Origin of the sequence: Parabacteroides caecihominis, assembly GCF_023656785.1 — a bacterium.
GTDB classification, from domain to species: domain Bacteria; phylum Bacteroidota; class Bacteroidia; order Bacteroidales; family Tannerellaceae; genus Parabacteroides; species Parabacteroides segnis.
This window is the reverse complement of sequence record NZ_JAMOKS010000069.1, coordinates 1-12805: the sequence shown is the minus strand read 5'-3', so window position 1 is coordinate 12805 and position 12805 is coordinate 1. Positions and strand designations below refer to the sequence as shown.

The following is a 12805-nucleotide window of genomic DNA, read 5'->3' as shown; positions in this document are numbered from 1 at the left end:
AGCTGATTGCAACTCTACATCTCGAGATAGTTTACTTCTACCGATCGGTTAATTCAATTATTCATACAACAAATATATTGAATTAATCTTGCTTTGGTGAACTATGCAAAGTTAGAGCATTTCCAGTTCATTCTTACGCGATTCGTCGCGGGCCTGCTGCAAACTCTCTTCCAGCTGTTTCTCTCCCGTTATGTCTGTTATATAGCAAACGACTTTGCTGGGATGCCCGTCTTTATTGATTTTGTGCGCCTGGGCATTTATACGAATCCATGTGGGAACTGTCCGGACAAACATTTTACATACAAAACTACAATTATCAGTCTCCCCGCGGATAACCTGCAAAAGAGGTCCCATATCATTCCCGGGGATAGAACTGAATTGCCCCAAATCCCACAATTCCTGAATAGACAGATAATTATGTGTCTTCAGATAATTGAACAAAGGATTTGAACTGGAATGGTCATTCAACACAGGGTCTATATACAGTTCATCCTCCTCCACGCTATACTCACCGACTATTGAACGGCCGGACAACAAAACGGCTTTCAAAATAGCCAGGTTGTTACGGGTCTGTTCCGCTTTAAGCTGCACATCCGTGTTATCGGAGATGATAAGCAGGTATCCGACCCGCCCGAACTCCGGATCATTCAGTCCGATCCCCTTTATCTGAAGATATTTGATCTGGTCTACGAAAGCCGATGGATAATAACTGGTATTTTGTATGATACTGAAATCATAGACGAATGGAAAACTAAATGCCCGTCCGCTCTTTATCCCCTTCAGTATTTTCTCCGGAATAGCCGGGTTCCTGAAAAGATTAATGCCTAAAAGATCTTTGCGAGCAGAGCCGAAAATACGGGCGTCAGCCTCATTAAGATCGATCAGGTAACCTTCGGAGTCATACAGTTCCACCCCGATAGGCAAATTATTGAAGAACTGTTTAAATTTGATGCTGAGCTCCGCCAAATGTTTCCGCGATTCTTCCAGGCTGGCTTGTGTCTCTCGGCGTTCGATGATCAGGGAAAAGATGCTTGCTATAATATGTAAGTCTTCGATTTCCGTAGCAGTCCAGGCTCGTTGTACCCGAACAGAATCAAAACCGATAAATCCCTGTATTTTATTATGGAAGGAAAGCGGAATAATAAGCATGGATTTCAGGTGCTGCAACTCAAACAGCTTTTTATCCGTTTCCGCTTCCGGAGGCAAGTCGCTCATGCTGCACATGACGATATCGCGTCCGTCCTTCACTGTTTCCATGATCCAGGGGATAGTCTCGTCCGTCAGTTCCGAATGGTTCTCTTTGGGGACTTCCACCCATTCGCTCATCACTTCGTAAGGGAAATAGGCTGTCCGCCCGTCTTTTTCAAAAATAGCTACATATCCCCAGTCTGCATTGAAAAAGTTCAGGAGCAAACTCATGGCCTTCTCTATCGGCTGGCGTTCTTCATTAAACAGCAATACAAGTACCTCGGAAATAATACGCTTGATATTTGAAGCTTCAGCAAAAGAACTGCCGGTATCGGCCTTCTGTTCATTATCGCGTGCTTCTAATAATAGTATCAGCTCCTCTTTGGATAATCGGTTATATTTGTTCTTTGTTAGCGTTGACATCATATGGTGATTCTTTATAAACGCAAAAATATTGAATAGTTTTGATTTTTAAGGTATTTCATGAAATTAATTCTCTTCGGAACATGTTAATATTCACCGGAAATCGCCCGGCAAGCCGTTTCTTTAGAACAATTATGCTTTTAATCATAAGCGTGTTCAGCGTAAAAAGTTATATTTGCATGTTCTAATGTAGACGATTTTAAATATGTTGAAGCAACAGTTACAACAAAAGTTACAGCAAAAGCTATCTCCGCAGCAGATCCAGTTAATACGGCTTCTGGAACTTCCCGCTATCGAGCTGGAAGAACGAATCAAGCACGAACTGGAGGATAATCCTGCCCTGGAGGAAGGAAAAGATATTGCGGACGACTTTGAACGGACTGACGACGAGGGTGTTGATGATATAACTACAAACGAAACAGATACAGACCTCTCACTCGGAGACTATATGAGTGAAGACGATATCCCGGACTACAAACTCCGCGAGATAAGCGAGAAAACCGACCGTAAGGAAGATATTCCTTTTTCCGTAAGCCAGTCATTGAACGAATATCTGCTGCAACAGCTCGGATTGCGTGACCTGCCGGAAAAGGAAATGAAGATTGCCGAATATATTATCGGAAATATAGATGACGACGGTTACTTGCGCCGCGAACTCTCCGCCATTGCCGACGACCTGGTTTTCCAGGCCGGACAAGACGTTAACGAGAAGGAAATAGAAGAGGTTCTCACCATCATACAGGATTTCGACCCCGCCGGAGTCGGAGCCCGCAACCTACAGGAATGTTTATTGCTCCAACTCGACCGTAAAGAGTTGACGCCCGGAGTAAAGATGGCGATCCATATCCTCACGGAATATTTCGAGGAATTTACCCGCAAGCACTACGACAAGATCATGCGCGGCCTCAACATCAGCGAAGGCACGCTGAAAAAGGCTATTCACGAAATAATTGCCCTCGATCCTAAACCTTGCAGCAGTTGGGGCGGTTCTATGGAAGCAGCCATGAGCCAGGTCATTCCGGATTTCCTGGTCGAGGCGGTGAACGGCGAATTGATCCTGAGTATGAACAACCGGGATATTCCGGATCTGAAGATCAGCCGTGAATATGCGGAAATGTTTCAAGACTATGCCGGCAATAAAGCCAACCAGACTTCCAAAATGCGTGAAGCAGTGCAGTTCGTAAAACAAAAGCTGGATTCCGCACAATGGTTTATCGACGCTATCAAACAGCGTCAGGAAACATTACAGCGTACGATGGAAGCCATCATCCTCCTGCAACGGGACTTTTTCCTGACGGGAGACGATGCGACCCTGCGCCCGATGATACTGAAAGACGTGGCCGAACGTGCGGGATACGACATATCGACCATTTCGAGGGTTAGCAACAGTAAATACGTGCAAACCAATTTCGGCATCTACCCTCTGAAGTTCTTCTTCTCCGAATCGATGCAAACCGACAGCGGCGAGGAAATATCCACCCGTGAGGTGAAGAAGATAATGAAAGAACACATAGACAGCGAGGATAAACGCAAACCGCTCACAGACGAGGAACTCACCACGATCCTGAAAGAGAAAGGTTATGTGATCGCCCGCCGCACAGTGGCCAAATACCGGGAACAATTGGATATTCCGGTTGCAAGGCTCAGAAAAGAAATATAAATTTGAAGCGTTATGAGATTGTTTTCAAATATAATATCCGGCATGTTCCACCCGTTACTGATGGTAACGTATGGAGTCATTCTGGCATTGTCATTCACATACCTGGCGATCTACCCGCCCACCATGAAGATGTTCCTGGTTGGCGGAGCCTTCCTGTCGACAGCCGTCGTTCCGGGAATTTTTATCTTTCTGATGGTTAAGAACGGGGCCGCCGGCGACCTGGAACTGACAGACCGCAAAGAACGGGTAGTACCCTACCTGATCATCATCACCTCCATCATGGTCTGTATATTTTATATGTACAAAATGATGATCCCGTTCTGGTTCCTCTCGTTGCTGATGGGGGCCTGCGTAGCATTGCTCTTTTCCCTGTGCATTAACTTCTTCTGGAAGATCAGTGCCCATACGCTGGGCATCGGAGGACTTCTCGGAGGAATCATGGGTGTTGCGCGCATCCACCTGATAAATCCTTACTGGGGATTCATTATCATACTTCTTGCAGCCGGGCTGGTCGGTACTTCGCGTATCTTTTTGAAACGGCATACTCCTATGCAGGTATATGCCGGCTTTTGTCTCGGTTTTATATGTACCTTTGTAGCCTCATTATTGAGTTATATCTATTTATTCATCTAATAAAAACACTAAAGTTATGAACTTTCCTGCTGATTTAAAGTACACTAAAGATCACGAATGGATTCGTGTAGATGGCGCAGTTGCCTATATCGGTATCACTGACTATGCTCAGAGCGAATTAGGCGAAATCGTTTTTGTAGACATCACTACTGAAGGCGAAGTCGTTGCCAAAGAAGAAGTTTTCGGTACAATCGAAGCTGTAAAAACTGTTTCCGACCTATTCATGCCGGTTAGCGGAGAAGTGATCCAGGCAAACTCCGAACTGGAAGACAAACCTGAACTGGTAAACGAAGATGTTTATGGAAACGGCTGGTTGATCAAGATTTCCATGTCTGACCCTTCTGAACTGGACGACCTGCTGTCGGCTGCCGAATACGAACAACTGATCGCTAAATAAATGACACCGGTAGTAAGTATTATCATGGGCAGCACTTCCGACCTGCCCGTAATGGAAAAAGCAGCCAAGTTGCTGGACGAAATGGAGATTCCTTTCGAAATGCACGCCTTGTCTGCCCACCGTACTCCGGCTGAAGTGGAAGCCTTTGCCAAAGGAGCCAAAGACCGTGGTATTAAAGTTATTATCGCCGCAGCCGGTATGGCTGCACACCTGTGTGGCGTGATCGCATCCATGACTACCGTTCCGGTAATCGGTGTGCCTATCAACTCTACACTCGACGGTATGGACGCCCTGCTGGCTATCGTACAGATGCCTCCGGGAATCCCTGTTGCCACTGTCGGTATCAACGGAGCATTAAACGCCGGAATCCTGGCAGTCCAGATGCTTGCCGTAGGAGACGAACAACTCCAGGGCAAGCTGGCCGATTACAAGGAAAATCTGAAGAAAAAGATCGTAAAAGCCAACGAAGAGTTAGCTCAGGTATCTTTTAAATACAAAACAAACTAATTGAAAATTGAAAATTGAGAATTGAAAATTGGAAGATTACTAATCTACTTGTTTTTAATTCTCAATTTTCAATTTTCAATTTTCAATTAAACAAGATGGATTATTTTAATTACAGTCGCCGTAAATCATCTGTTGTCAATATAGGAAACACCCCGTTGGGGGGTGAGAACCCGATACGTATCCAATCCATGGCCAATGTATCCACCATGGACACCGAAGCCTCTGTCCGCCAGGCCATCCGCATGATCGAAGCCGGAGCCGAATATGTGCGTTTCACCGCACAGGGAGAACGTGAAGCCCACAACTTGGGAGAGATCCGGAAAGAACTGAATGCCCAGGGATATACCACCCCGCTCGTTGCCGACATACATTTCAACCCCAGAGCTGCCGATGCCGCCGCCGAAGTGGTGGAGAAAGTACGTATCAACCCCGGTAACTATGTTGACAAAGTAAAAACATTTGACCTTCTGGAATACACCGACGAAGAATATGCAGCCGAATTACAGAAGATACGCGACCGTTTTGTCCCTTTCCTCGACATTTGTAAAAAACACGGAACCGCCATCCGCATTGGCGTAAATCATGGTTCACTGTCCGACCGTATCATGAGCCGGTATGGTGATACCCCCGAAGGAATGGTTGCCTCCTGCATGGAATTTCTGCGCATCTGCCGGGACGAGAATTTCCCGGACGTGGTAATCTCCATCAAAGCATCCAACACGGTTGTCATGGTCCGCACCGTACGTCTACTCGTCCGCACCATGGAAGCAGAAGACATGCACTACCCGCTCCACCTGGGAGTGACCGAAGCCGGTGACGGTGAAGACGGCCGCATCAAAAGTGCTGTCGGTATCGGCGCCCTGCTGACCGACGGAATAGGCGATACCATCCGCGTATCCCTCAGCGAAGACCCGGAAGCAGAAATACCGGTTGCCCGCAAACTGGTTGACTACATACTGGAACGCCGGGAGCACAGGCCGATTGTCGCCCAGGCAGTTCCCGGATACGACCCGGTAACAGCCACACACCGCATCAGCCGGGTAACGGAAGGCATCGGAGGCAACTTCCCTCCCGTCGTCATCTCCGACCGCAGCACCGGCGACTTCGAATTCGATTATTCTTCCCTGCCCGATTACATATACATCGGCAAAGAAGACCCGGACAATCTTCCCGACAACTTCCGCATGCTGGTAGATGCCCATTTCTGGAAAGAACGTCCGAATGCCTACCCTTACTTCATAGCTTCCGAAATAGAGGAAATGAAAGAATACAACTCTCCGCTGAAATTCATCCGCCTGACATACAATGACCTGACGGATAAGACGCTGGAGATACTAAAACAGGATAAAACAGCCGTGGCAGTCCTGAGCACCCACCACCGCAACGGTGTTGGATCGCAACGTGCAGCCATACACAAATTACTGGCAGCGGGCTGCGATATCCCCGTCATCCTTCACCGCGACTATCACGAACCGGACAAGGAAGCCCTGCAACTCAAAGCCGCGGCCGACTTCGGCACCTTGCTGCTCGATGGTTTCGGCGATGGCATCATGCTGCATAATAACGATGAATGCGAAGCTCTGATTACCGACAGTTACATGTTCGGCATCCTCCAGGCAACCCGTTCGCGCATCAGCAAAACAGAATATATCTCCTGCCCGAGTTGCGGGCGTACGCTCTATGACCTGCAAACGACGATTGCCCGTATCAAAGAAGCCACTTCACACCTGAAAGGATTGAAGATCGGCATCATGGGCTGTATCGTAAACGGTCCCGGCGAAATGGCCGACGCCGACTACGGTTATGTAGGTGCGGGACGCGGGCAGATCAGCCTCTACAAAGGCAAAGAATGCGTGCTGAAAAACATCCCCGAAGAAGATGCAGTAGAACGTTTAGTTCAGTTAATAAAAGAGAACGGAGACTGGCAGAACTGATATTTGTACTATCTTCGTCCCTCAAAATCAAGATATAATATGGAAGTAAAGATAATTAATAAATCACATCACCCACTGCCTGCCTATGCAACAGAATTGTCGGCAGGTATGGATATCCGTGCAAACCTGACAGAGCCCGTAATGCTGAAACCATTAGAACGCAAGCTGATCCCGACCGGATTATACATTGCCTTGCCCGAAGGTTACGAAGCACAGATGCGCCCCCGCAGCGGCCTGGCATTGAAACACGGCATCACCCTGCTGAACACGCCGGGAACGATCGATGCGGATTACCGGGGTGAGATCGGAATCATTCTGGTCAACCTTTCTTCCGAGCCGTTCACCGTGAACGACGGAGAGCGTATCTGCCAGATGGTTATCGCCACCCACAGCCAGATAAGCTGGAAACCGGTAGAAGTCCTCGACGATACGGAACGGGGTGCCGGAGGTTTCGGACACACGGGAAAAAAATAACGACAGTCCGACACCCGGACCTTACCGGAACAACACAGATTAATAAAGCATAGATACAAACATATGTTGAAACAACTAATATACGGGATACTTTTTTCACTTCTCCTGCTGACGGGAATCAATCCCTTGCATGCAGAAGAGACCCGGAAAGACACTCCCACCAAGGCAAAAGAATTAAGTGAAGCCGAACAACGGAAATTCGACTATTTCTTCTTCGAAGGGCTGAACCTGAAAACAGCCGGGAAGTTCGATGCCGCTTTCGACGCTTTCAACCATTGCATGGCCATCGACTCGACGGCATCTCCCGTACTGTACGAACTTTCATCGTTCTATGTGCAGATGAACCGGCCGGAAAAGGCGGTCGAGATGTTACAGCGTGCCGTAGCCAACAGCACGGACAACTTCACCTACCGGATGGCACTGGCTACTATCAGCCGCAACCTGGGTATGTACGGAGAAGCTGCCGAGGAATATGAGAAACTGGTAAAAGCCTTTCCCGGAAAACCGGAACTGAACTATTACCTGGCAGAAGCACTGACACAGGAAGGCGAAACCGGCAAGGCTATCGACGCCTACAACGCCCTCGAATCGTCCATCGGCATGAACGAGGCGCTCTCCATGCAGAAATACAAGCTCTACAACCAGTTGGAACAATCGGATGCCGCTTTCAACGAAATAGAAAAGCTGGCTATCAAATATCCGATGGAAGCCCGCTACCAAATCATCCTGGGTGACCTTCACCTGGAAAAGAACGACACGATAAAGGCTCGCGCCTACTACCAGAAAGCCCATGAGATCGACCCGGGTAACCCTTACTACATCGTCTCTATGGCCAACTACTACGAAGCGACCGGCAACAAGGATGCTGCCGAAACGCAGATACGCAATGCCCTGATCAATGAAAAACTGGACGTAGACACCAAAGTCGCCATCCTCTCCCGTTATATCCTGAAGTTGCAACAGACGAAGAAAGGGACGGACAGCGCCAACGCCTTGTTCCAGACATTGCTCGAACAACATCCGGAAGACACCGACCTGAAACAGATGTACGGCAGCCTCCTGATCGCCCAGGGGAAAACAGACGAAGCCCGTTTCCAGTTCCAACTTATCACAGAGATGGAGCCCGAAAACGCAGCCGCCTGGCAACAACTGCTGAATATGTCGCTGAAAGCCGAAGATATTCCCGAAGTGATCCGTATCTGTACTAAATGCCAGGAACTATTCCCGGATGCACCCGAATATTATTTCTATCTGGGTATCGCTTATTACCAGCAGGAGAAATACCAGGAAGCCCTGAACACCTACTATGCAGGTATCAACATCATCCCGACGGATAATCCCCGGCTTAAATCCGATTTCTACGGACAGATCGGCGACATCTACTATCAAATGAAACAAATGGACCAGACATACAAGGCTTACGACGAAGCACTGAAATACAACGACAACAACATCGTCGTCCTCAACAACTACGCGTATTTCCTTTCCCTGGATAAAAAAGACCTGAAAAAGGCAGAACGCATGAGCGCCCAGTGCATCAAGCTCGAACCGGACAATGCGACCTATCTGGATACATACGCATGGATATTCTTCGTACAGGGCAACTACACCCTGGCCAAGATCTACATCGAAAGCGCCCTGGAGAAAGACACGACGAAAAGTTCGGAACTGGTAGACCATTACGGTGACATCCTGTATATGATAGGAGACAAGGACAAAGCCATAGAACAATGGAAAAAAGCCCGCGAAATGGGTAAAGAAAGCGAAATACTCGACCGCAAGATCATTGAAGGCAAATATATCGAAGAGGAGGAAGCAAAATGAGAAGGATAACAACTCTTGTCCCCGCGATCCCGCGTCAGGCACGGGAACGGGTAAGTTTAGCTTTTATCTTATTGATCATCCTGTTCTTGTCCGGCTGTAAAACATCAAAGAAAGTCGGGACGGTAGCCTCCGGCAGCGCCAAGGCACACAACGAGTTTTTCGAATCCATGGAAGAACATTCTTTTCAGTTCAATACGATGACGGCACGCCTGAATGCGGAACTGAAAACGGCCAAGAACAACATGAGTTCACGTGTCGACCTGAAGATGGTCAGGGACAGCGCCTTCCAGCTATCCGTACAGCCATTCCTGGGGATCGAAGTTTTCCGCGCCGAATTTACCGTCGACAGCATAAAGGTAGTAGACCGCATGAACAAACGGTATGTCGCCGAACGTTATGCCGACCTGAAAGGCCAGACACCGATCGAATTTAACTTTTATAACCTCCAGGCACTGTTCACCAACCATATCTTCCTGCCCGGCAAACAGGAGATAGACCCCAAACAGTACAAACGTTTCAAACTGAACCAGGAAGGATCGACTGCCGAGATCAAGGTCAAAGACACGATGGGACTGCTTTACACCTTCTTTGCCGACGGCGAAGAGAAGTTGCTTTCCACCTATATCACCGACCCATCCGAGCAATATGCCCTGCAATGGGACTATTCCGATTTCCGCGTGGCGGAAGGACAGCCTTTCCCGATGTTGATGGACGTACAGGTCCTGGCAAACGGTTCGTCGCAGGGAGGCATCGCTTTCCGTTTCTCCCGCATCCAGACAAATGTTCCGGTTAATCTGGACTTCTCCATTCCGGCTAAGTATAAACGTATTACCTTTGCACAAATCATAAAATCAATCAGTAACAGCCAGCAATAAAAATGAAGTACATTTGGTTTGTCATATTCACGTTATCTGCCCTGACCGCCTTCGGACAGAAGTCCGCCCGGGTGAGACAGCTTGAAGAACAGCGAAAGAAAGCGCTGGCCGAGGTCGAAATGACAAACCAGTTACTGCAAGAGACGACGCAAACAGCCCAGAACACCCTCAACCGGCTAAATCTGCTCTCACAGCAGATCCTTTCCCGTAAAAAGGTGATCAGCCTGCTCAACCAGGAACTAGGCGAACTGGATAACCAGATAGCCGCTTCCCGCCGTGAGATCAGCAAGCTGGAAAAAGAACTGGGCAGTAAACGTGAGAACTACGGCAAGTCCGCACAAAGCCTGTACAAACGCCGCAGTTCGCAGGATAAACTGCTCTTTATCCTCTCCGCCGATAATTTCGCACAATCCATGCGCCGTATGCGTTACCTGCGTGAATATGCCGACTGGCAGAAGCACCAGGCCACCGAGATCATCGACAAACAAACCGAGATCACCCTCAAACAGAAAGAACTGGAAAAGACACGTTCCGAAAAGAACGCATTGCTGGGAACCCGCGAACAGGAGAGCCAAAAGCTCCAGACCGAGGAAAGCAGCCAGAAAGCCGAAGTACAGCAACTCAACAAAAAACAAAAGCAGCTGAAAGAAGAACTCCGGAAGAAGCAGCAGCAAGCCAATGCCCTGAACCGTCAGATCGAAAAGCAGATTGCCGAAGAGATAGCCCGTGCCGAAGCCGAAGCTAAGGCCGTCCGCGAACGTGAACGCCGTGCCCGCGAAAAGGCCAAAGCAGAAGGAAAAGAGCCGGTCAAAGAACCCGTACAGGAAGAACGCGTAGCCGATACCAAAGGCGGTTATGCCATGACACGCGCCGAAAAGAAACTGTCCGACGACTTCGCCGGCAACCGTGGCCGCCTGCCCTTCCCCGTAGCCGGACGTTATACGATCGTCGGAACCTTCGGCGAACAACAGCATCAGGAACTGAAATACGTACGCACCAACAACAGCGGTATCGACATTCAGACAAATCCCGGAGCCGAAGCCCGTGCCGTCTTCAATGGCGAGGTAACCCGTGTATTCGTAGTGCCCGGCTACAATAACTCCGTCATCATACGTCATGGTAATTACCTGACCGTCTACAGCAACCTGAGCCAGGTCTATGTAAAGGCAGGCGATAAAGTCAGCACCCGTCAGACTATCGGAAAGATATTCACCGATACGGAGAGTGGCAATGCCACCATCCTTCATTTCCAGCTTTGGAAAGAAAAGACCAAGCTGAACCCGGCACCGTGGCTGGATTGATCCGTTAACATATTTTAGGCGCACCGACTAACCAACGGCAGCTAGCTAGTCTAACTCTCTCCAGATAGACAGCCTAACTGCCGTTGGTTAGTCGATCTAACTCCCTAAGGTTAGCCGATCTCATCCTCCTGGGCAAAGAGTAGCTCTGTATTTTCCTTTTTTCAATCCAATTAAGTACCTTTGCCTCCTACTTAAAAGTTTTATTATGTATTTGACACTCTTTCTTACTTTCCTGAAAATTGGTGTGGGGACGATAGGCGGTGGCTATGCAATGCTGCCATTGATACAACGGGAGGTAGTAGACCGCGGCTGGCTGTCGAAAGAAGATTTCATCGACCTTTTCTCTGTTGCCCAGTCATTACCGGGTATCTTCGCTGTAAACATCTCCATCTTTGTCGGTTACAAGTTGAAAAAAAGTATGGGGAGTGTAGTTTGCGCACTCGGAACAATCCTGCCGTCTTTCCTGATTATCCTGCTGATCGCCACGTTTTTCACCCGCGTGCAGGATAATGAATGGGTTGAAAAGATATTCAAAGGCTTACGTCCCGCCGTCGTGGCGCTGATCGCCGTGCCTTGTATCACTACGGCACGTTCCATCAAACTGAGTTATCTCACGATGCTTATTCCCGTTGCAGCCGCGTTGCTGATCTGGATAGGAGGCGTTTCGCCGGTATGGATCATCCTGGTTGCCATTGCAGGCGGGTTGGTATATGGTTTAAAGATAAAGAAAAATTAATATGATCTGGTTACAGTTACTTTATGTTTACCTGAAGATCGGGATCTTCGGTTTCGGCGGCGGATATGCCATGCTCTCACTGATACAGGCAGATGTAGTGGACCGCTATAAATGGATATCTCTGCAAGAGTTCACGGACATTGTCGCAATCTCTCAGATGACACCCGGTCCGATCGGGATCAATAGTGCGACTTATATCGGCTATACAGCCATACATAATGCCGGGTATTCTCCTTTTATGGCAGTCCTCGGTTCCTGTCTGACCACATTTGCCGTATGTTTGCCGTCGTTCATACTGGTACTGGTCATCTCCTACTTTTTTGCCAAGTTCAAGAACAACAAATATGTCGTTGCCGCCTTTACGGGCTTACGTCCGGCCACAGTCGGACTGATCGCCGCCGCCGCACTCATGTTGATGAACAAAGAGAACTTCATCGACTACAAAAGTTTCCTGATCTTCGGTGCCGCCTTCATCCTTACCTGGAAGTTCAAGGTCCATCCGATACTGATGATTGCATTGGCTGGGGTTGCGGGGTTGATATTATATTGGTAATTATAAATAGCTTTCAGATATTTCAGACCAGGGTAACCGCACCAAAATAACTTGTTTCAGATCTTATCAAATGTGAACTATCCGATTATTGACCGATTGTACCTAGCTCCCCTCTTGAGAGGGGGAAGGGGGTGTGTTATAATTTCGCCCTATAACTAGCTTTAACACACCCCTTATCCCCTCTCAAGAGACTGTGTAAAAACTAGTCTTTGAAAAAGTTCTTTGAAATTTTGTTAAGTAGTAGAAAGAAATTAACTTCGGCTATTCAAAAGCATGAGTTATGAACTATCGCGAGTTATC

The 12805-nt window shown here is 48.1% G+C and carries 12 protein-coding genes; 11 read left to right on the top strand and 1 reads right to left on the bottom strand.

The annotated features are described in order from the left end of the window. Positions 1 to 111 precede the first annotated feature (111 nt). On the bottom strand, positions 112 to 1614 hold the full coding sequence (locus NBH14_RS28080) for a GAF domain-containing protein (RefSeq protein WP_250817975.1): 1503 nt from the start codon (positions 1612 to 1614) through the stop codon (positions 112 to 114). 202 nt (positions 1615 to 1816) lie between these two features. On the opposite strand from NBH14_RS28080, the gene rpoN reads away from it, so the two are divergent. From rpoN to NBH14_RS28025, 11 genes are all read left to right on the top strand, one after another. Beyond that, on the top strand, positions 1817 to 3271 hold the full coding sequence (rpoN, locus tag NBH14_RS28075) for an RNA polymerase factor sigma-54 (RefSeq protein ID WP_128132837.1): 1455 nt from the start codon (positions 1817 to 1819) through the stop codon (positions 3269 to 3271). Between the two features lie 12 nt (positions 3272 to 3283). After that, positions 3284 to 3904, top strand: coding sequence for a phosphatase PAP2 family protein (locus NBH14_RS28070; protein WP_186958705.1), 621 nt, complete (start codon positions 3284 to 3286; stop codon positions 3902 to 3904). Between the two features lie 16 nt (positions 3905 to 3920). Beyond that, on the top strand, positions 3921 to 4301 hold the full coding sequence (gcvH, locus tag NBH14_RS28065) for a glycine cleavage system protein GcvH (protein ID WP_186958706.1): 381 nt from the start codon (positions 3921 to 3923) through the stop codon (positions 4299 to 4301). Further along, the gene (gene purE, locus NBH14_RS28060) at positions 4302 to 4808 is read left to right on the top strand and encodes a 5-(carboxyamino)imidazole ribonucleotide mutase (RefSeq protein WP_009860133.1); all 507 of its coding nucleotides are present in this window, start codon (positions 4302 to 4304) and stop codon (positions 4806 to 4808) included. Positions 4809 to 4903: 95 nt separating this feature from the next. After that, on the top strand, positions 4904 to 6742 hold the full coding sequence (locus NBH14_RS28055) for a 4-hydroxy-3-methylbut-2-en-1-yl diphosphate synthase (RefSeq protein ID WP_186958707.1): 1839 nt from the start codon (positions 4904 to 4906) through the stop codon (positions 6740 to 6742). 39 nt (positions 6743 to 6781) lie between these two features. Further along, positions 6782 to 7216 (top strand): dUTP diphosphatase, encoded by a 435-nt coding sequence (gene dut, locus NBH14_RS28050; RefSeq protein WP_186958708.1) that lies wholly within the window; start codon positions 6782 to 6784, stop codon positions 7214 to 7216. 63 nt (positions 7217 to 7279) lie between these two features. Continuing rightward, positions 7280 to 9040 (top strand): tetratricopeptide repeat protein, encoded by a 1761-nt coding sequence (locus NBH14_RS28045; RefSeq protein ID WP_186958709.1) that lies wholly within the window; start codon positions 7280 to 7282, stop codon positions 9038 to 9040. After that, complete coding sequence (gene lolB1, locus NBH14_RS28040; protein ID WP_186958710.1) at positions 9037 to 9915, top strand: lipoprotein insertase outer membrane protein LolB1; 879 nt, start codon at positions 9037 to 9039, stop codon at positions 9913 to 9915. Before NBH14_RS28045 ends, lolB1 begins: the two co-directional genes overlap by 4 nt. A gap of 2 nt (positions 9916 to 9917) precedes the next feature. Continuing rightward, entirely contained in the window at positions 9918 to 11216 is a 1299-nt protein-coding gene (locus tag NBH14_RS28035) for a murein hydrolase activator EnvC family protein (RefSeq protein WP_186958711.1), read from the top strand. A 205-nt stretch (positions 11217 to 11421) separates the two neighbouring features. Then, positions 11422 to 11952 (top strand): chromate transporter, encoded by a 531-nt coding sequence (locus NBH14_RS28030; RefSeq protein ID WP_122326983.1) that lies wholly within the window; start codon positions 11422 to 11424, stop codon positions 11950 to 11952. Between the two features lies 1 nt (position 11953). Next, positions 11954 to 12505, top strand: coding sequence for a chromate transporter (locus NBH14_RS28025; protein WP_009860140.1), 552 nt, complete (start codon positions 11954 to 11956; stop codon positions 12503 to 12505). Positions 12506 to 12805 lie beyond the last annotated feature (300 nt).